Source organism: Acinetobacter sp. YH16040_T (genome assembly GCF_024605785.1).
In the GTDB taxonomy this organism is placed as follows: domain Bacteria; phylum Pseudomonadota; class Gammaproteobacteria; order Pseudomonadales; family Moraxellaceae; genus Acinetobacter; species Acinetobacter amyesii.
In genome coordinates, this window is sequence record NZ_CP094541.1 from 396,447 (window position 1) to 416,073 (window position 19,627).

Here is a 19,627-nt window from a genome sequence, read left to right on the forward strand (position 1 = left end):
CGGGTTTTTAATGAATGCTTAAACTTAGTGTTGTAACACCGAAATATCAGCCACTTTCGTGAACAAGTCACGAAGCTGTGCAAGCATACGTAAACGGTTTGCTTTCAGGTCAGCATCATCCGCCATCACCATTACACCGTCAAAGAACGCATCCACTGGCGCACGAAGTGCAGCAAGTGCAGACAATGCAGCAGTGTAGTCTTTAGCAGCAAATAACGGCTCAACTACAGGTGTGATTTTCGCAAGTTCAGCGAACAATGCTTTTTCAGCATCTTCAACCAAGTTTGCTTCAACCACAGCGCCTTCAGGTGCAGCTTCTTTTGCAAGAATGTTTGCAACACGCTTGTTGGCAGCTGCAAGTGCAGCAGCTTCAGGTAAGTCACGGAAATGATTTACCGCATTTACACGTTTATCAAAATCAAGTGGCGATTTTGGAGAAAGTGCTTGAACAGCTTGAATCACATCTACAGCCACGCCTTGGTCTTCGTATTTTGCACGGTAACGACCTTCAAGGAATGCAACTGCATCCGCCAAAGTTTTATCGTGGTCTTTCAATACATCGCCATAAGCAGCAAGTGCAAGTTTGATTAGATCTTCAATCGAAACGTCTAAATCATTTTCAGTCACAAGACGCAAAATACCAATGGCAGAACGACGTAATGCAAACGGGTCTTTAGAACCTGTAGGCGCTTGACCAATACCAAAAATACCTGTCAATGTATCTAAACGGTCAGCAAGCGCAAGCGTTGTACCGGTCTTGGTTTTTGGTAAAACGTCACCTGCAAATTTAGGTAAGTATTGTTCACCTAAAGATTCAGCGACTTCATCATTTTCGCCTTCAATACGTGCGTAGTAAGTACCGGCAATACCTTGAAGCTCAGGGAATTCACCCACCAACTCAGAGGTTAAGTCGCATTTTGCAAGGAGTGCAGCTTTTTCAGCATCTGCTGGGTTTGCACCAGTGATTGCAGAAAGTGCAACAGCCAAAGTCGCGATACGTTCAGACTTGTTCCATAGGGTGCCAAGTTCAGCTTGGAACACCATGTTTGCAAGTTTCTCTTTACGAGCTGCAAGCGGTTGCTTTTGGTCTTGTAAGAAGAAGAATTCAGCATCTGACAAACGTGGACGAACGACTTTTTCGTTACCTTCAATAATTTGAGACGGATCTTTCGACTCAATGTTTGAAACGGTAATGAAGTAAGGTTGAAGCTTATTGTCGGCATTTACTAAGCAGAAGTACTTTTGGTTGTCCTGCATCGTTGTAATCAACGCTTCTTGCGGCACAGCAAGGAAACGTTCTTCAAAGCTTGCACGAAGCGCAACTGGCCATTCAACCAATGCTGTTACTTCGTCACGTAAGTCCGCAGGGACAATCGCAATGGCATTTACTTCATCAGCCAAAGCTTTGACTTGTTGGTCGATGATGGCTTGGCGCTCTTCAAAGTTTGCAATCACTTTTGCAGTACGCAGGGCATCAAGATAAGCATCGGCATTTGCAAGTGTAATTGCTTCAGGAGCATGGAAACGGTGACCATAAGTCACGTTACCTGCTTGGTGATCCTGAATGGTTGCTTCAATTACATCACTGTCTTTCAACAAAACAACCCATTTTACAGGACGTACAAACTCAGTACGGCTGGCTGCGGAACGCATGCGTTTTGCGATAGGTAGGTTATCTAAAGCGTGTTGTAAAATTTGAGGAAGTAAAACATCAAGGCTTTGACCTTTTACATCTTTTAAGTAGCACACTTTTTCAACTTTACCTGCTTGGAAAGTTGAAACTTGATCAACCGTAATGCCTTGACCGCGCATAAAGCCTTCAAGTGCTTTAGTCGGTTTGCCATCGGCATCAAACGCTGCTTGCTTCGCAGGGCCGTCGAAACGTTTTTGAGTGTCGGCTTGCGCAGCATCGACATTCATAATTTTAAGTGCAAGGCGGCGTGGTGCTGCATAAGCTTGAATCGCATCAAATGCAAGACCTGCGTCTTTTAAACCTTTTACCGTTTCTGCATGAAGCGCATCACGTAATTTTTTTAAACTTTTTGGTGGAAGTTCTTCGCAGCCTAATTCGAACAATACTGTATGTTTAGACATTATTTGCTCTCCTTAGATTCAACTTTTGCGTCGCTTTCAACTTGTGCTTTTAACTGAGCTAATACTTCGTCACGTAAAGCAGGTTCTGCCATCGGGAAGCCAAGCTTCGCACGCGCAGCGACATAACTTTGGGCAATCGCACGAGCCAATGTACGTACACGTAAAATGTAACGTTGACGTTCAGTTACTGAAATTGCGCCACGTGCATCAAGCAAGTTAAAGCTATGCGATGCTTTAATTACTTGTTCATAGGCAGGCAGTGGAAGTTCAGCTTCCATTAAACGAGTCGCTTCCGCTTCATAGAAGTCGAAGAGTTCAAACATTTTTTCAACGTTGGCATATTCGAAGTTATAGGTTGATTGTTCAACTTCGTTTTGGTGGAACACGTCGCCATAGGTCACTGTACCAAACTGACCTTTAGTCCAAACCAAATCGTAAACAGAGTCTACACCTTGGAGGTACATCGCTAGACGTTCTAGACCGTAAGTGATTTCACCTGTCACAGGGTAGCACTCAACACCACCGACTTGTTGGAAGTAAGTGAACTGAGTCACTTCCATACCATTTAACCAAACTTCCCAACCTAAGCCCCATGCGCCAAGTGTTGGAGATTCCCAGTTGTCTTCCACGAAACGAATGTCGTGAACAAGGGTATCAATACCAATGGCTTTTAATGAATCTAAGTACAACTGTTGGATGTTGTCTGGGTTTGGCTTCAACACGACTTGGAACTGGTAGTAGTGTTGTAGACGATTCGGGTTCTCACCATAACGGCCATCTTTAGGACGACGAGATGGCTGAACATAAGCCGCGTTCCAAGTTTCAGGGCCTAAGGCACGTAGGAAAGTTGCAGTGTGGAATGTCCCTGCACCCATTTCCATATCGTAAGGTTGTAACACTACACAACCTTGTTCAGCCCAGTAGTTTTGTAAGGCAAGAATTAAGCCTTGAAATGTATCAATATGCGATATGGCGCGACTCATGTAGCATCCATTAAAATTAGTGAAAAATTGGCTCTAAGTATAAGGATTTTGCAGAGGAGTGGCAAAGGCTACTTGGTTCCTTTTAAGATTTTAATAGCGCTATTTATTTTTTGAGTTTTAGCTTTGGTTGCAATGTTGAAAAACTCCAAAAAATAATGGAAAGAACAAAACTAACGATCGCTATGAATAAGGAAAATGCTGTGTCCCACACTGTTCGACCAACAGATTCGAAAATTGGAAATCCATAGTAGAAATTTTGAAAAGTTGTAATGAAAAAGTAGATCATGACTAGGGTTAGATGCGCACCTAACCATATAAAAGGAAAAATAAATAATTTTTTGGCTATAAGAATTTGGCAAATTTTAAGTAAAATTGGATACAAGATAACGTAATAAATTCCAGCAAAAGTTCCTACAATTTCTAAAACATCAAGCTTGAATGAACCATTAATTAAAAAATATCCAATGAAAAGTAGTATAGGAATAAGTGGTGATAAAATAAGTGCTTCTTTAGGTTTGAAATTAAAAGGTTTTTCTGTATTCATTATCTGTATTTTATATAATTTTTCGATTTAAACATTTTAAATTTTAAACAAGTGATTGTCTAGATAATGAATCTTATACATAATGAACCGTGTTTTGATGAAATATATGTAAGTAAAATTTAAAAATTATTTGAAAAAATCTATAAAATTATGAGCTTAAAAAAATATTACCTCCTACTTGGTGTCGTTTTTCTGATTTTTATCGGTTTTTCGAGTGTAAAAAATAACCTTAACTATCTTAAAGCTGCTTTTAAATACAAGACACAGGAACTTAAAGGCGATGATTTAAATCGCTATGCTGCTTTACTCTACTATAAAAATATCTATGAAGGCGTTAGAAATCGAGATGAGGATGAAAATGATCAGCCGACTGAACAAGACATAAAAATCGAAAAACTATTTGAAAAAGCATCTCAGCAAGGAAGTCCACTCGCCAAATTAAATTTAGCAAGACTTTATGCATATAAGCATGATCCAGAGCTGTATCCTGAAATTTTTAGATTAGTAAAAGAGTCTGCCGAGTCGGGTAATGCTGATGCTCAGTTTAAACTTGGAGAGTCCTATCATTCAGGATTAGGTACAGAAGTTGATTTTCAACAAGCTAAATATTGGTATGAAAAGGCGATTGCTCAAGGTAATCCAGCAGCAATGAACAATTTGGGTGTACTTTACCAAAGAGGATTAGGAGTTGAAAAAAATGGAAAAATCTCAACCGAATGGTACATTAAGTCAGGTAATTTAGGATATTCACAAGGGCTTGAGAATATGTTTCAAAATTATTATCACGGTTTAAATGGACTGCCTCAAGATGAGGAAGAGGCGATAAAATGGCGTGAAAAATGCTATTACAGAACGGATGAAATACCGATTCAACCTGTCTTTGGTCTCAAATTGGAAGAAGAAGAAACTTATTTAAATAAATGCAAAAATATTGTGGATTAGTAAGAGGGTAAAAGCTATGGGATATGAACGTTAAAATAGAATAACCTTAAAATTCCATCTGATGCTGATGAAATTTTAGGACTAAATCTCCTATAATTTCTCATCCTCAAAAAATCAGGCATGACCGTGTTTCACGCAAAATCATCTTGGCTCAATACGCTTAAACCCAACTTTAAAGTTCTGCCTTTAAAAGACCGCATCCTGTGTGGGGTAGGTGCTTTGCTGGGCCTGAGTATTTCTTCACTGATCAGTTGGCTGGCGCTAGATGACTTAAATGCGTGGTATATCGCCCCGATGGGCGCATCGTCCGTACTGCTCTTTGCGGTACCTGCCAGCCCATTGGCACAGCCGTGGAATATGGTAGTCGGTAATAGTCTTGCGGCCTTGATTGGCGTGACGTGTGCGATGTTTATTCCTAATTTAACCGAAGCATTTAGTATCGCGGTTGCATTAGCGATTATCTTAATGATGACCACAGACTCATTGCATCCACCAAGTGGAGCCGTGGCGATTACAGCGGTATTGGGCGGAGACGCAGTCCATGATTTAGGCTATGCCTTTCTTTTTTATCCAGTCCTTTTAAATTCGGTCCTCTTGATGGTGGTTGCTATCATTTATAACCGATTACTAGGCAAGCAGTATCCACAAAAATCACAAGTTAATACACGGACGACAGATCCAACACCGACACAAAAAGTGTCGATTCAACCTGCGGATATTCAGCAAGTCTTAGAACAGCAAAGTCAGTTACTCGATATCAGTGAATACGACCTACAAAAAATCATTTTAGAAGCACAGCAGTTAGCTAGTCGTCGTGGTCTAAGCCAGTTTCATTGTCGTGATCTCATGAGCCAGCAAGTGATTAGCTTGCGTGCAGAAGATGATATTCAGTCAGCATTGGAAAAGTTTAAACAAGTCAATTTGATGAGTTTGCCAGTGGTGAGTGATTTGGATCGCTTGGTGGGAAATTTGGCTTTATATGATGTAGTGGAATGGTTTAAACGTGCCGCAGACCCCAAAGCCAGTTGGGAAAATCACGTTTATCAAATTATGAATCCCAAAGTGGTGACCGTGCAGCCGGATCAACCCATTCAAGATTTAGTGCCGTATTTTGTGGAAAGATCTTTTAATTATATTCCAGTCGTTGAGCAAAAACGGTTGGTGGGAATGATTAGCCGTGCTGATATGATCGCAGCGTTATATCAACAGTTAAATCAGCAAACAAAATCTTAAGCCTTAAACTTTGATTTAAATTCATCAGACTTAAATATGGTTTTGCCAAAATGTAGGCAAAAAAAAGCTACGGAATCTTGGGGGAGAAACCGTAGCGACCAAACTGGGTCAAAGGATTTTAACGTCTGTCATCATTCACAGTACGAATCGGGTCTGAATAGCCATTGGTACGGAAAAAGTTATCTTGTGCTTTAGGCATGACTAACCATAAAACCAAGTACACCAAAATACCGGGAAAGGCTGCGCTTAAGCATGATACAAAGATAAAAATAATACGCAGTAAATTTGCGTTCCAACCAAAACGTTCAGCAATACCCCCCATCACACCAGCAATCATGTTAGAGCGGTTTGAGCGATATAAACCAACATTGGCCATTCAGGTCTCCTTCAAAAAAGAATAAATTTGAATATTTCCAAATTCATATTATAGAAATGGTGACAAGCTTTACGATTTAAAGGGTGCAGAAAAAAAATTAAGTAAAGTTATGTAATTTGAAGAATTGGTTTGATTAGTTTGCCTTTAAAATAGCTTGAGTATTAATTAAATATCAACGATAACAATGAGATATGATTAACATATATCGCAAATATATGTATACAGCGTTGATTTTTTGATTACAATATTAAGTCAGCAAGAACTGAAAAAACCAATGAATGATTGGTCTTGGCACATTATATGAAAACATCGGCTTCACCTTTTTTGATGAAATTTGCATATCTTTCAGTGTTTGCAGGAGTGTTCAGCCTCTCTTTTATTGGCTGTAGTCCAACGCATCAACCCGCAGCGGATAAGGGTGAAAGTTCAGCATCAACTGTCGCATCGGAAGTTCAAGCGAAGCAAGATCATGGAAAAAAATTAACCCAAGTAGCAGGGCAGGCGACATTGCCGAATGATGATGAATTAAAGTCAGCTCCTGTTCCTGAACATGCCAAAATTTTTATTGGACGTTTTCATGCCAAAGTAAAATGCGATGACAGTTTTATTCCATGCCCAGAAGGCGATGCGGAGTTCATCCTCAACTTATTACCAGATGGCACGGTACACCGCAGTATTATTCAAATTGGAAAAGTATTTGCTGAAAAAACCAATACGCCAGGCATTAATGTGAAATACCGAAAGGATACGTGGAGTGTCAATGAAGCACATACCGAGCTGGTGGTTCATCGAAAAGAAGGCGTGAATTTTTATTATCACGTGATTAATGAAAATAAAATCACCATGGATTTAGACAAAATTCGTCAAGGTGAAGTTGATCGAAATCAGGAATTATTTTCCAAGGGTTATCCTCAGCCGCAACATGCCTATACCTTGGTGAAAGACCCGAATTAAATGCTGCGAATGAAGTAAATAAAATTATAAATTGCGTTTGAGCGTTGGCGTGAAATTCGCAGACATTGGCTAATCGAATGCAACTAGCTTATAAAAAATTGAATTATTAATACGACATAGAATTGGTGGGTTGTGTGGGGTTCGAACCCACGACCAATAGATTAAGAGTCTACTGCTCTACCAACTGAGCTAACAACCCTGAGAAAATTTTAAAATAACATTTTAAAATTTTAGCAAGATAAACGAAGCGCGTAATTTTGAGTACTAGGGAATATTTGTTATCTAAAATTTTTCAGGTCAAATACTTCATCTAGCAAGACAAGAATGATACTTCGCAACATCGCTATAGCAAAATTTCGAGAATGGCGAATCAAAACCAATAATGGTGATGGTTTGTCTTGGTCGGAACCTGCAGGTTTCTTTTTCTTCAACTGCCGAAAGAAAGAAGCCCTAAGAAAGAATGGTGGGTCGTCCGCGACTCGAACGCGGGACCAATAGATTAAAAGTCTACTGCTCTACCAACTGAGCTAACGACCCTTAGGGGGTATGCACAAGATTGTAATCTAAAACTGGCATTTTAGAAAGATGGTGGGTCGTCCGCGACTCGAACGCGGGACCAATAGATTAAAAGTCTACTGCTCTACCAACTGAGCTAACGACCCATCTTGTGGTATCGAAGGAAATGGTGGGTCGTCCGCGACTCGAACGCGGGACCAATAGATTAAAAGTCTACTGCTCTACCAACTGAGCTAACGACCCATTTCGCTTGATGGTGCGTATTGTAGCAAGATCTGCTTCAAGCGCAAGTAAAAAATCATAAACTTGCTTGTGTTTGATTATAAATACAACAATGTGGCTCATTTTGACGGGTGATTGTCGTCAAAATGAGCAAGTTTGATTTAGAAACGGTATTGATAGGCCTGAATATTATTATAAATTTCAGGGGTCAAGTCACAATAAGCACTCGCGTTCGGCAGTAAAACCAAGATTCGCTCATCCGTTTGCTGAGGATCAAAGGCTTGTTCTTTCAGCTTATTTTTTTGGTATTTAAACGTACCTGTGGTTTCGACTTTTTTCTGTACACGTAAAAATACCGGTACAGCATACGCTGGTAAGCATTTTTTAAATTGTAGAACCATTTCACTACAATCTTGTTCGTTGAGTTCGGCACCATCGGTGAGCGTGATGGCAGCCATACCTGCACGGCCATTGGTGTCTGGAATTTCTACGCCATAAACCACAGCTTCAGCAATTTTATCGTACTCACTCACCATGTTTTCAACTTCAGTGGTTGAGACGTTTTCACCTTTCCAGCGGAAGGTATCGCCTAGACGGTCGACAAATTGTGCATGTCGGAAGCCAATGTCACGGACCAAGTCGCCAGTGTTGAAGTATGAATCACCATGCTTGAACACATCTTTCATAATGACGGATTTGTTTTTTTCCGTGTCGGTATAGCCATCGAAAGGTGAGCGACGGGTAATTTTACCGATGAGTAAGCCGACTTCGCCTTTTTTCACTTTAATGCAGCGACCTTTAGCATCATGTACAGCTTCATTTTTTTCTTTATCAAACTGAATAATCGCATAAGGCGTTGGTGAAAAACCAACGGTATTGTCGAAGTTAAATACATTACTAAAGCCAACGTTGCCTTCACTTGAAGCATAGAGTTCAAGGACTTCTTCGACCCCAAAGCGTTCTTTAAACTTATCCCAAATGTTTGGTCGCATGCCGTTACCAATCATTTTTTTCACACGATGGCCTTTTTCAAGGTCTGAATGTGGGGCATCCATCAAGTAGCGGCAAAGTTCACCCACATAGCCAATGGCTGATGCATCAAATTTTTGTACATCTTTCCAAAATGAAGAGGTCGAGAACTTGCGACGCAGGGCAAGGGTGGCGCTACCAGCAATCACCCCACACCAACAAACTACAGTGCCTGTAGCGTGATAGAGCGGCAAAGTTACGTACATCACATCATCTTTATTCAGATTAAGGACGTGACCATATGTTCCATAAGCCAAAGTCCAACGGCTGTTGGTGAAAATCACCGCTTTAGGTAAGCCTGTTGTCCCAGAGGTGTAGATATAAAATAGGCCGTCTTTGCCTTTTACACTTGCAGTGGTGGGTGTGTTGAATTTTGGAAATTCATTAATCGCTTCTGCAAGGTTTAAGAAGCCTTTAGGTGCTTGACCAGCATCTACACGAGTGGCTTGATCTGCGAACCAATGTAAACGATCTGCAGCTACACTGAGATCACCACGAATCTCTTCTACGGCTTGGCGGCATTCTTCGCCCACAATTACCGCAATTGGGTTCACTAAGTTGATGCTGTGTGTCAGGACTTTGCCGACTTGTGATGTGTTGACCAAAGCACTGGTGACGCCAATTTTGGCTAGTGCCACGATGGTTGCCACGAGTTCAGATCGGTTTTCGATCATCACTGCAATCACATCACCTTTTTTTGCACCGAGTGCAAGGTAATAGTGACCAATTTGATTGGCCCATTCATTTAATTCGTTATAGGTATATTTTTGCTCTTCAAAATAAAGTGCATAACCCTTGGGATTACGCTTTACGGCTTTTTCAAATGCAATTCCCAAGCCTGCGGAAGTATTTGGGGTACGTAAATAGGCTTGCTTTAGACCACTCAACAGGTTGGGTACTTTGCTAATGAACGCGGGAATTTTTGCTGCAACATCAGCAATCCCAATAAGGTCGTGTTGTGTAGTTTGGCTCATGTGAATCCTATTTATTTTTCGTAATCCAATACGGTCTATTTCTTTGCAATGAAATTTGCAGCAAATTCTACAATTGTCTTTTAATCGTTTCGATCTAGTGCAATCAACCTAATTTGACAAAAGTATCAAAAAAAAACCAGTCACCGAAATGACTGGATTTTTTTATTCACCTGCAAAATAGCAAATTACTGCTCAGTTGCGGTGTTTGCTTTTTTCGGTGGACGACCGCGAGGACGACGAGGGCGTGCAGGTTTTTCACCTTCAGCGGCCGAGTTCTCGTCTACAGGAACCTCAACTTTTTGTTCCGCTTCAACGGCTTGAGCTTTTTCTTCTACTGGTTTAGTAGGAGCTTCAGACACTTCTTCCGTCTTTTCAGGCTGCGCACTCACATCCAGTTCAGCTTGAACGGGTGTCGGTACTTCAGCTTGAGCGGGCACAGGTGCTTCAGTTTGAACTGCAACGTCGGATACATTGGCTTCAACTGTAGCAGCTTTAGCTTCTGCAACTACAGGCGCCTCAACAGCAGTGTCTGCGACAGGCGTAGCTTCCACCTCAGCATGTGCTTTTGCTTGGTCGTGTTTCGCTTGTTCAGCGGCAAGTTTAGCAAGGCGACGACGCTCGCGTGGGTCATTAGCAACACGTTTATCTGACACAGGCTTTGGTGGTGTCAAATCCAACATTGGCGCTGGTTCAGCTTCAGGTGCAGCTTTTGCAACTTGAACATCACGAGTGACAGGCTTTTTCTCTACAGCTGCTTCAGCTGCGGGTGTAGTCAAAGTCGCGGCATATTCTTCCGTGAATTTTTGCAATGCACGGTTGAATGTTGGAATTAAGCCAAATTGCTCAATCAGTACAGAGCAGTCTTCACCGTATACATGCTTAATCAAGCTGCTTACAGTGTATTGACTTAGTGTCGGCACTTGAGATGGCGCAATTTTCGGAGCCTGTGCTTGTTGAGCACGAGCTTCACGCTGTTCGCGGCGGCGTTGACGTGGGTCATTGCTTGCACGAGACGGTTTTTGCTGTGCATGCTGTGGTTTATGCGCTGCTTCTTTTGTTTCAGTCGCAGGTTTTTCCACTTTTGCTGCTTCAACGACAGCGGCCTTTTCGACAACTGGGGTTTCTATAGTTTTTTCAACTGCTGGAGCAGTATTTAGTGCTACGATTTCGCTTTGAGCTTGATCAACATTCACCACAAGTGCTGTTGGCATCACGTCTTGACGTGGTGCATCAACAACTTCAACTTTAGGTTGACGTTGATTGCGGTTTTCAGGTTGTTGCTCAGCTGCAACTTCCTGAGCAATCGCTTGCTCATTCAATACGCTTTGATCGCGGTGGCGATTTGGGCGATTTGGACGTTGTTGGTTGTTGCGGTCGCGACGCGGAACAGACTGCGGTTGTTCATTGTTTTGAACATCTTGCTGCACTTGTTCGTTGTTGTGTTGACGGCGTGAGTTACGACGGTTTTCACGTTGGTCTTGACGGTTGTCTTGGCGCGGTTCTTGACGTTCAGAACGTTGCTCTTGGCGTTCGTTTTGACGTGCTTCGTTATTACGCTGTTCTTGACGGTCTTGACGTGAAGGTTGTAACACTTCTTCATGAACTTGATGCGGTTGAGCTTCTTGTTCACGTGGTTCTTTATGCTTAGTACGCTTTTTATTGTGACGTTTTTCTTCACGTTCAGCTTTTTCTGAATGGCTGTCACGTTCTTGTTTATGCACAACAGTAGAAGGTGCAAGGTAAGCATTATTATCTGCGACAACAGCAGGCGCTGCCGATGCAGGGGTAATTTGACCAAACTGGCCACGGCTTGCAGCACCGCCATTCACCATTTGTTCAATTGCAGCAGCAGCATTGTTTGCAGTGCGAGACTGGTCAACGGTTGCAGCTTGTTTTTGAACAAATAAGTTTTCTAACCATGCACATGGACTAGATGATGCAGCAGGAGCTGCAACTTGTGCAGGTGCTTGTTGAGCAGCAACAGGTTGTTGCTTATTCTTTTTGTGGCCTTTTTCTTGTTGTTGTACAGGTGCTTGTTGCTGAGCAGCAGCGGCCTGTTCTTCACCTAAATGCCACTCAGATGCTTCGTAACCCAATTCTTTTTCACTAGAACGTGTTGCTTCAGTGCGTTCATAGCTTGTCGGTGCAAAACCTTCAGGGTTATACGAAATTTCGTAATGTGGTGTTTCAAGGTGAGGGTGTGGAAGTACGGTCACACGAACATTTGAAGTTTGCTCAAGATATACAAGGCTGTGACGCTTTTCATTCAATAGGAATGCAGCAATTTCAACAGGCACTTCAACTTGAACTTCACCATGACGTTCGCGTAGCGCAATTTCTTCCACTTTACGCATAATTGAAAGTGATAAAGAGCGTAGGTCACGTACCATACCTGTACCATGACAGCGTGGGCACACATAACCTGTGGCTTCTTCAAGCGATGGACGTAAGCGTTGACGGCTCATTTCCATCAAACCAAAGCGTGACAATTGACCGAATTGGATACGTGCACGGTCGCTTTGTGTTGCTTCACGAAGTTTAGCTTCAACCATACGTTGGTTACGGTCTTTGGTCATGTCGATGAAGTCGATCACAACTAAACCACCGATATCACGTAAACGTAATTGGCGAGCAATTTCTTCTGCAGCTTCAAGGTTGGTATTTAGCGCTGTATCTTCTACATCGCTACCACGTGTTGATTTTGCAGAGTTAATATCAATTGAAACCAATGCTTCAGTTTGGTCAATCACAATTGAACCACCAGAAGGAAGTTTTACTTCACGTTCATAGGCCGTTTGGATTTGACTTTCGATACCAAAATGAGCAAATAACGGTTCATTTAAAGTATAAGTTTTTAATTTGTCGATTTGACGTGGCATCACAGCTTTAACAAAGTTATATGCTTCGTTATACGCTTGCTCAGAGTCAATCAGAATTTCAGCAACATCATCACGTAAATAGTCACGAATCGCACGTGTAACCACACCGGCTTCTTGGTGAACCAACATTGGTGATGGACCTGAACTTGATGTGCTTTGGATTTGTGCCCAAAGGTCAAGCAAGTGTTGCAGGTCAAGTTGCAGTTCTTCTTGAGAACGACCAATACCTGCAGTACGTACAATTACGCTCATGCCACGAGGGACATTTAAAGACGCCAACATTTCTTTCAATTCTTCACGAACTGAACCTGAAATTTGACGGCTAATACCGCCACCTTTCGGGTTGTTTGGCATCAATACCAAATAACGACCAGCAAGTGAGATAAATGTAGAAAGGGCAGCACCTTTATTACCACGTTCTTCTTTTTCCACTTGAACCAAAAGTTCAGTGCCTTCAGTGATCAATTCGCGGATGTTTGAAGTTTGGCGAGGATCTGCTTTGTAATAAGAATTGGCAATTTCGCGCATCGACAAGAAGCCTTGACGACCTGCACCGTATTCAACAAATACAGCTTCTAATGAAGGTTCTACGCGGGTCACATGACCTTTATAGATATTCGATTTTTTTTGTTCACGGGTACGATTCTCTAAGTCAAAATCGTAAAGACGCTGACCAGTGACAAGTGCAACGCGAATTTCTTCGGCATGTGTTGCATTAATCAACATACGTTTCATGGGTGTAACACCTAATAGTGATACACAGAAGAACATCGCCTGACTCGTAGCGAGCATCAGATAGCATGGATCAAGTTACACAGATCGAAAAACATCCTCTGTGCATGTGTACCGACCTTCTTTGGGTGGGCAACGGTTTTTGATTCACGTATTGATGATGGCAATACGGCTTCAATCTTTTAAACGATTAAAGTCACCTGAACGCGTTTCACTGGCGGACAAACGGTGCATTGGATGTGAGTAACTTTCACTGTCACATTGCTCGAAGAGCATCCATTCATATCTGATAGAGCGTCTTGATACGGAATTATCATCGTACCTTTACAAACTGTGCAGATCCAATGCATCAAACGTTGTGGCCTGAACACGATTTCCAGGGAGCGACTGGTCTGATGTGTATCAGTTTACGTTTAAAAACCAACCTTGGTTGGCACATATTTTTTTGGGGCAAACTGTTTTATGTACCTACGGCACAATTAAACGCAACAGTTTGCAGTTTTGCCGATATAATAAGCCTTCGGCGTCGGCATAATTCTTTTGGGACCTTTCCGAGCTAAATGAGTAATTGCTTGAAAGTTCAATGACAGTAAATACTGAAATGAATCAACTTTTACTCAGTTACGGTGGTTTCCGTGCGCTGACTATATCAAACCTTGCATCATCTGCCTATGGGCTAAGCTTATGTTTCTTGCGAAAAGTATAGCTTAAATGATCAATTTTTAATCAATTTTAGTATTTTTTTAGGTCACAGTAACTGTATGAATTCTACGCAAGAATGGCAAAGCGTCACCTGGTTTGAAGTGGACGAGCATCAGGCGGGTCAACGTATTGATAATTTCCTGTTTAGTCGTCTGAAAGGTGTGCCTAAAAGTCGCATTTATCGTCTGATTCGTGAAAGCCAAGTCCGCGTCAATAAAAAACGCGTCAAAGCGGAAACCAAACTCAATATTGGTGACCAAGTTCGAGTTGCTCCAATTCGTTATGAGCAAAAAGATGAGTCTGCGGTTCCCGTATCGGACAAAGTGGCACAAAGTTTACTGAGCCGTGTGGTGTACGAAGATGAAGGCTTAATGGTGGTAAACAAACCTTCTGGTATTGCTGTTCACGGCGGTAGTGGTGTGGCGTATGGCTTGATCGAAGGCTTACGTGCCGCAACAGGGAAGAAATACCTTGAGCTGATTCACCGAATTGACCGCGACACTTCTGGTTTGGTGATGATTTCGAAAAAACGTAGTGTGTTAAAAAGCCTGCAAGACATGTTACGTGAGCACAAAATCCAAAAAACTTATGCTGCTGTGGTGAAAGGCGTGGTGAGTCTGGATAAGCAGCTGATTGATCAGCCTTTGCATCGTTACGAACTGGCAAATGGCGAGCGTCGTGTTCGTGTATCACCTAAAGAAGGTAAAGAGTCGAAGACGCTGTGGAACGTGAAAGAACGTTTTATGCATGCCACATTGGTGTATGCGTCTCCACTTTCGGGCCGTACCCATCAGATCCGTGTACATGGTTTAAGTATTGGTCATCCATTGGTGGGCGATGAAAAATACGGTCATGAAACTGAATACCGTGGTCCAAAGCCACGTCGTTTATGTCTGCATGCTATGCGTTTAGAAATTCCGGGTTACCAAACCATTGAAGCGCCATTGCCAGAAGATATGCAAAGCCTTGTGGCGCAGCTACGCGCGCAAAAAGCCGACAAAGTGGTGAAGTCTTCAGAAGATGACGAGTAAGTTTTAAATACGAGACTTCTCTCCCTGAGCAGGACTGCTTCGTAAGTTTTCTTTCTCCCTCTCCTTTAAGGAGAGGGCCGGGGTGAGGTAAATAAATTGATGCACTCCAGAATCTGAATTACCAAACACTGAATCAAATCTAGGAAAACGTATGAACTCAGCTGTAAAACTAGTCATTTTCGATTGGGATGGCACTTTATTTGATTCTGTGGGTCAAATTGTGGCGAGTTTAAAATTCGCAGCGGATCAATATTCACAGCCGCTGACCGATGCTGATGCGAAAAGTATTATTGGTTTAGGTCTACCAGAAGTCGCACAGCGTTTATTTCCGACGGTTCCCGAATTGCACAGCGACATTTTGCAAAGTTATGCCGATCACTATGTGGCCCATTCCAAAGGGGATATGTGGTTTGATGGTGTCGCGGATATGTTGCAGGAATTACGCGATGCCGGTCTACAATTGGCTGTTGCAACGGGGAAAAGCCGTAAAGGTTTAGATCGAGTCTTGGCTCAAACGCAAAGTCATGCGCTGTTTCGTGCGACACGTGCAGCCAGTGAAACCAAATCTAAGCCAGATCCGTTGATGTTGGCAGAAATTTTGGCGGAAACAGGACTACGTGCCGATCAAGCCATTATGGTTGGTGATACGTCGTATGACTTGGAAATGGCACTGAATATTCAGATGCCGCGTGTAGGCGTGAGCTATGGAGTGCATACTGTAGAAACACTCCAGTATTTTCAACCCTTACATATTGCACATAGCGTAGGTGATTTGACTGAATTTCTACTAGAACACGTGAAATTACGTCTAGCTGTATAGTTTTAGATACAAACGAGTAAAAAGGGTGAAATTTGTTTTCACCTTTTTTGTTACCAAATGAATAGTAATGCCAGCTCTACTTGATGAAATGAGTAAATTCAATTATTTAAAAAAGTAATAACACTAGATTTTTCTACAATAACAAGCAGTCTTCTAGCAAATTTACCTTAAAAAATTGAGCGCAACTATTTGGCCTTTTACCACAAGCTGGAATAGATTTTTTGTTTGAATTTTTGGTTTTATCTTATTGTTGTTTATTGATTTATTTTTAAATTTCCAATTTATTAAACTAAATCATATGAAATTGAACACCTATGCGTAAAAGTTGGCCTGACGCTAAAATAATCTTTTAATCTTATCTTTTAGTCGTATAAGCCAAGTTTTTTAGTAGAGATTCAGATTTAAGGGCGAAAAAAATAGTGAATTTTATTTAATTATTTTGACTTAAGTTTTTGAATATTAATAATAAATAATGATTAATTTATAGCTAATAGCTATAGTCATAAATAAAATAAGTATTGGTATTCACTTTCTAAAATCTCGATGCTAAATGCATCTAAACATAACGTGTAGTATGTCAAGTGAAATGCTTTAGGCGAATCCTGACATGACTTTCATCACTTTGATTTTGATGGTGATCGGGATGAAACACGTTGTGCATCCAATTTTTGCAGTTTAAGGAAACATTGATGTCGAATTCTGCTGTTGTTGAATCAGTTGCGCAAGCATTACGCGATGCGGAAGTAAATCAGGCTGCGATTGCACCGATCCGTCCACAACTTGGTGGTGAAAGTGCTGATGTAGATATTGCTTATGCCGTTCAAGAAGTGAATACCAAACGTGCGGTGGCAGAAGGTCGTCGCCTTGTAGGTCGTAAAATTGGCTTAACTTCAAAAGTTGTACAAGCGCAGTTAGGCGTTGATCAACCTGACTTCGGTATGTTGTTTGCTGACATGGCGTATGGCGATGGTGAAGAAATCCCTGCTGGTTTATTGATTCAGCCAAAAGTTGAAGCAGAAATTGCTTTGGTGATTAACCAAGATTTGACCAAAGAAAAACACACCTATGCAGACATTATTAGTGCAACAGAATATGCACTGCCTGCCATTGAAGTGGTCGATAGTCGTATCGAAAACTGGAAAATCTCGTTGATTGATACTGTGGCAGATAACGCATCTTCAGCAGGTTTTGTACTGGGTTCTAAGCCTGTAAAACTTGCAGATCTTGACCTTGTGAATTGCAAAATGGTCATGACTCGTGGTGAAGAAGTGGTTTCACAAGGTGTGGGTAAAGCATGTCTTTCTAACCCATTAAATGCAGCAGTGTGGTTGGCTGACGAAATGGTTCGTCGTGGTCGTCCATTGCTTGCAGGTGACATCGTATTGACCGGTGCTTTAGGCCCAATGGTTGTGGCAAATCCTGGTGATGAATTCAAAGTTGAAATTGAAGGCTTTGGTTCTGTGACTGCAGCATTTGCAGCGAAATAAGCTTGGGTTTTACGGAATTTTTAAGAGTACACATTCATGAAAAAGATTAAATGTGCATTGATCGGTCCAGGGAACATTGGTACTGACTTGCTTTACAAACTTCAACGCAGCGAATTTTTAGAACCAGTATGGATGGTTGGTATTGACCCGACGTCTGAAGGTTTGGCTCGCGCTGCTAAAATGGGTTTAAAAACCACTGCTGAAGGCGTGGATGGTTTACTTGCACACGTAATTGAAGACGACATTAAAATCGCATTTGATGCAACTTCTGCCTATGTTCATGCTGAAAACAGCCGCAAATTAAATGAACTTGGCGTGTTAATGATTGACTTAACACCTGCTGCAATCGGTCCATTCTGCGTACCACCAGTAAACTTAGAAGCGTTATTGGATGCCGGTGAAGTTCCGAACGTCAATATGGTGACATGTGGTGGTCAGGCAACGATTCCTATGGTTGCTGCGATTTCACGAGTTCAGCCTGTTGAATACGGCGAAATCATTGCAACAGTATCAACAAAATCTGTGGGTCCAGGTACACGTAAAAACATTGATGAATTTACTCGTACGACTGCTGGCGCTATTGAAAAAGTGGGCGGTGCGAAACAAGGTAAAGCGATCATCATCATTAACCCTGCTGAGCCACCACTGATGATGCGTGATACTGTTCACTGTCTTGTTGAAGGTGAACCAGATCAAGCAGCAATCACTGAATCTGTACATGCGATGATTCTTGAAGTTCAAAAATATGTACCAGGTTACAAACTTGTAAATGGTCCTGTATTTGACGGTAACCGTGTTTCAATCTTCTTAGAAGTTGAAGGTTTAGGTGATTATCTTCCTAAATATGCAGGTAACCTCGACATTATGACTGCGGCAGCTGCACGTACTGCAGAAATGTTTGCAGAACGCGTATTAAACACTGCTGAAGCTTAAGGAATACCAAAATGTCTAAGATTATTATTAATGATATGACTTTACGTGATGGTATGCATCCTATGCGCCATCAAACTACACCTGAACAAATGGTTGCCATTGCAACTGCTTTGGATGATGCAGGTGTACCTTTAATCGAAGTTACGCATGGTGACGGCTTAGGCGGTAACTCTGTGAACTACGGTTTTGCAGCAGCAACCGATGAAGAATACCTAAAAGCGGTGATTCCAAACCTGAAACAGGCGAAAGTATCTGCACTTTTACTTCCTGGTATTGGTACGGTTGACCATTTGAAAATGGCACATGATGTTGGTGTAGCAACCATTCGTGTTGCAACGCACTCAACTGAAGCTGACGTTTCTGAACAGCACATTACTGCTGCACGTAAACTTGGCATGGACACTGTGGGCTTCTTGATGATGGCGCACATGGCAACTCCTGAAAAACTTTTGGAAGAAGCCAGCAAAATGGTGTCATACGGTGCAAACTGTATTTATGTGACTGACTCTGCTGGTTATATGTTGCCTCAAGACGTGACTGACCGCGTGGGTATTTTACGTGCCAACCTGGCTTCAGAGATCGAAATCGGTTTCCACGGTCACCATAACTTAGGTATGGGTGTTGCGAACTCTGTTTCAGCGGTTCAAGCTGGTGCAACGCGTGTCGATTTAGCTTCTGCAGGTTTAGGTGCAGGTGCGGGTAATACACCACTTGAATTGTTCGTTGCAGTTGCGAACCGTATGCAACTTGAAACAGGTGTTGACTTGTTTAAAGTGCAAGACGTAGCAGAAGATCTGATCATCCCGATGATGACACATCAAATCCGTGCTGACCGTGATGCAGCAACTTTAGGTTATGCAGGTGTGTATTCTTCATTCCTATTGTTCGCAAAACGCGCTGAAGCGAAATACGGCGTATCTGCTCGTGAAATTCTTCTTGAGCTTGGTCGTCGTGGTACGGTTGGTGGTCAAGAAGATATGATTGAAGACTTGGCATTGACCATGTCTAAAGCAAAAGAAGCCAATGCTTAATTTGCTTTAAGTCAAAAAGCGCCCGAAATGGGTGCTTTTTTTATGTCTCAACTGACTATATGGGCTTGGTTTTTAGTTGAGATTGAATTGATGCATAGAAAGCGGATTGAAATAAGAAAAATTCTGCGAACCAATGGTCGATTTC

General features: G+C 41.9%; 14 protein-coding genes, 4 tRNA genes and 1 pseudogene. 9 read left to right on the forward strand and 10 right to left on the reverse strand.

The window, feature by feature from the left end; translation table 11 throughout:
- Nucleotides 1-24: 24 nt before the first annotated feature.
- From glyS to MST16_RS01905, 3 genes are all read right to left on the reverse strand, one after another.
- The gene (gene glyS / locus MST16_RS01895; protein WP_180010260.1) at nucleotides 25-2,094 is read right to left on the reverse strand and encodes a glycine--tRNA ligase subunit beta; all 2,070 of its coding nucleotides are present in this window, start codon (nucleotides 2,092-2,094) and stop codon (nucleotides 25-27) included.
- Nucleotides 2,094-3,077, reverse strand: coding sequence for a glycine--tRNA ligase subunit alpha (gene glyQ / locus MST16_RS01900; protein WP_180010261.1), 984 nt, complete (start codon nucleotides 3,075-3,077; stop codon nucleotides 2,094-2,096). Before glyQ ends, glyS begins: the two co-directional genes overlap by 1 nt.
- A gap of 103 nt (nucleotides 3,078-3,180) precedes the next feature.
- Complete coding sequence (locus MST16_RS01905) at nucleotides 3,181-3,621, reverse strand: hypothetical protein (RefSeq protein WP_180010262.1); 441 nt, start codon at nucleotides 3,619-3,621, stop codon at nucleotides 3,181-3,183.
- Between the two features lie 150 nt (nucleotides 3,622-3,771).
- On the opposite strand from MST16_RS01905, the gene MST16_RS01910 reads away from it, so the two are divergent.
- On the forward strand, nucleotides 3,772-4,563 hold the full coding sequence (locus tag MST16_RS01910; protein WP_078189755.1) for a tetratricopeptide repeat protein: 792 nt from the start codon (nucleotides 3,772-3,774) through the stop codon (nucleotides 4,561-4,563).
- 120 nt (nucleotides 4,564-4,683) lie between these two features.
- Complete coding sequence (locus tag MST16_RS01915) at nucleotides 4,684-5,796, forward strand: HPP family protein (RefSeq protein ID WP_218946143.1); 1,113 nt, start codon at nucleotides 4,684-4,686, stop codon at nucleotides 5,794-5,796.
- A gap of 118 nt (nucleotides 5,797-5,914) precedes the next feature.
- Here MST16_RS01915 and MST16_RS01920 read toward each other — a convergent pair whose 3' ends face one another.
- On the reverse strand, nucleotides 5,915-6,172 hold the full coding sequence (locus MST16_RS01920; protein ID WP_078189754.1) for a PspC domain-containing protein: 258 nt from the start codon (nucleotides 6,170-6,172) through the stop codon (nucleotides 5,915-5,917).
- A 300-nt stretch (nucleotides 6,173-6,472) separates the two neighbouring features.
- On the opposite strand from MST16_RS01920, the gene MST16_RS01925 reads away from it, so the two are divergent.
- Complete coding sequence (locus MST16_RS01925; RefSeq protein ID WP_180010263.1) at nucleotides 6,473-7,126, forward strand: hypothetical protein; 654 nt, start codon at nucleotides 6,473-6,475, stop codon at nucleotides 7,124-7,126.
- A 123-nt stretch (nucleotides 7,127-7,249) separates the two neighbouring features.
- Here the strand turns inward: MST16_RS01925 and MST16_RS01930 are convergent.
- From MST16_RS01930 to MST16_RS01955, 6 genes are all read right to left on the reverse strand, one after another.
- Nucleotides 7,250-7,325: transfer RNA gene (locus MST16_RS01930), tRNA-Lys, on the reverse strand.
- 262 nt (nucleotides 7,326-7,587) lie between these two features.
- A tRNA-Lys gene (locus MST16_RS01935) sits at nucleotides 7,588-7,663 on the reverse strand.
- A gap of 49 nt (nucleotides 7,664-7,712) precedes the next feature.
- Nucleotides 7,713-7,788, reverse strand: a tRNA-Lys gene (locus tag MST16_RS01940).
- 21 nt (nucleotides 7,789-7,809) lie between these two features.
- A tRNA-Lys gene (locus MST16_RS01945) sits at nucleotides 7,810-7,885 on the reverse strand.
- Nucleotides 7,886-8,025: 140 nt separating this feature from the next.
- Nucleotides 8,026-9,867: a long-chain-acyl-CoA synthetase gene (locus tag MST16_RS01950; protein WP_180010264.1), complete on the reverse strand. Its 1,842-nt coding sequence runs from the start codon at nucleotides 9,865-9,867 to the stop codon at nucleotides 8,026-8,028.
- A 185-nt stretch (nucleotides 9,868-10,052) separates the two neighbouring features.
- Complete coding sequence (locus tag MST16_RS01955; RefSeq protein WP_180010265.1) at nucleotides 10,053-13,481, reverse strand: Rne/Rng family ribonuclease; 3,429 nt, start codon at nucleotides 13,479-13,481, stop codon at nucleotides 10,053-10,055.
- Between the two features lie 394 nt (nucleotides 13,482-13,875).
- Here MST16_RS01955 and MST16_RS17490 point away from each other — a divergent pair.
- The 6 genes and pseudogenes from MST16_RS17490 to dmpG all read left to right on the forward strand — a co-directional run bounded on the left by MST16_RS17490 (nucleotide 13,876) and on the right by dmpG (nucleotide 19,482).
- Nucleotides 13,876-14,184: pseudogene (locus MST16_RS17490) on the forward strand (hypothetical protein).
- Nucleotides 14,185-14,239: 55 nt separating this feature from the next.
- Nucleotides 14,240-15,211 carry an RluA family pseudouridine synthase gene (locus tag MST16_RS01960; RefSeq protein WP_078189751.1) on the forward strand — a complete coding sequence of 324 codons (972 nt, stop codon included), beginning with the start codon at nucleotides 14,240-14,242 and terminating at the stop codon, nucleotides 15,209-15,211.
- 151 nt (nucleotides 15,212-15,362) lie between these two features.
- On the forward strand, nucleotides 15,363-16,031 hold the full coding sequence (locus MST16_RS01965; RefSeq protein ID WP_180010266.1) for an HAD-IA family hydrolase: 669 nt from the start codon (nucleotides 15,363-15,365) through the stop codon (nucleotides 16,029-16,031).
- A 689-nt stretch (nucleotides 16,032-16,720) separates the two neighbouring features.
- Nucleotides 16,721-17,518: a 2-keto-4-pentenoate hydratase gene (gene mhpD / locus MST16_RS01970; protein ID WP_078189749.1), complete on the forward strand. Its 798-nt coding sequence runs from the start codon at nucleotides 16,721-16,723 to the stop codon at nucleotides 17,516-17,518.
- A gap of 36 nt (nucleotides 17,519-17,554) precedes the next feature.
- Nucleotides 17,555-18,451 (forward strand): acetaldehyde dehydrogenase (acetylating), encoded by an 897-nt coding sequence (locus MST16_RS01975; RefSeq protein ID WP_078192779.1) that lies wholly within the window; start codon nucleotides 17,555-17,557, stop codon nucleotides 18,449-18,451.
- A gap of 11 nt (nucleotides 18,452-18,462) precedes the next feature.
- Nucleotides 18,463-19,482 carry a 4-hydroxy-2-oxovalerate aldolase gene (dmpG, locus tag MST16_RS01980; protein ID WP_180010267.1) on the forward strand — a complete coding sequence of 340 codons (1,020 nt, stop codon included), beginning with the start codon at nucleotides 18,463-18,465 and terminating at the stop codon, nucleotides 19,480-19,482.
- Nucleotides 19,483-19,627 lie beyond the last annotated feature (145 nt).

Coding starts and splice junctions, on each gene's coding strand:
- glyS (WP_180010260.1), bottom strand. CDS start 2,094: ATGTCTAAACATACAGTATTGTTCGAATTAGGCTGCGAAGAACTTCCA.
- glyQ (WP_180010261.1), bottom strand. CDS start 3,077: ATGAGTCGCGCCATATCGCATATTGATACATTTCAAGGCTTAATTCTT.
- MST16_RS01905 (WP_180010262.1), bottom strand. CDS start 3,621: ATGAATACAGAAAAACCTTTTAATTTCAAACCTAAAGAAGCACTTATT.
- MST16_RS01910 (WP_078189755.1), top strand. CDS start 3,772: ATGAGCTTAAAAAAATATTACCTCCTACTTGGTGTCGTTTTTCTGATT.
- MST16_RS01915 (WP_218946143.1), top strand. CDS start 4,684: ATGACCGTGTTTCACGCAAAATCATCTTGGCTCAATACGCTTAAACCC.
- MST16_RS01920 (WP_078189754.1), bottom strand. CDS start 6,172: ATGGCCAATGTTGGTTTATATCGCTCAAACCGCTCTAACATGATTGCT.
- MST16_RS01925 (WP_180010263.1), top strand. CDS start 6,473: ATGAAAACATCGGCTTCACCTTTTTTGATGAAATTTGCATATCTTTCA.
- MST16_RS01950 (WP_180010264.1), bottom strand. CDS start 9,867: ATGAGCCAAACTACACAACACGACCTTATTGGGATTGCTGATGTTGCA.
- MST16_RS01955 (WP_180010265.1), bottom strand. CDS start 13,481: ATGAAACGTATGTTGATTAATGCAACACATGCCGAAGAAATTCGCGTT.
- MST16_RS01960 (WP_078189751.1), top strand. CDS start 14,240: ATGAATTCTACGCAAGAATGGCAAAGCGTCACCTGGTTTGAAGTGGAC.
- MST16_RS01965 (WP_180010266.1), top strand. CDS start 15,363: ATGAACTCAGCTGTAAAACTAGTCATTTTCGATTGGGATGGCACTTTA.
- mhpD (WP_078189749.1), top strand. CDS start 16,721: ATGTCGAATTCTGCTGTTGTTGAATCAGTTGCGCAAGCATTACGCGAT.
- MST16_RS01975 (WP_078192779.1), top strand. CDS start 17,555: ATGAAAAAGATTAAATGTGCATTGATCGGTCCAGGGAACATTGGTACT.
- dmpG (WP_180010267.1), top strand. CDS start 18,463: ATGTCTAAGATTATTATTAATGATATGACTTTACGTGATGGTATGCAT.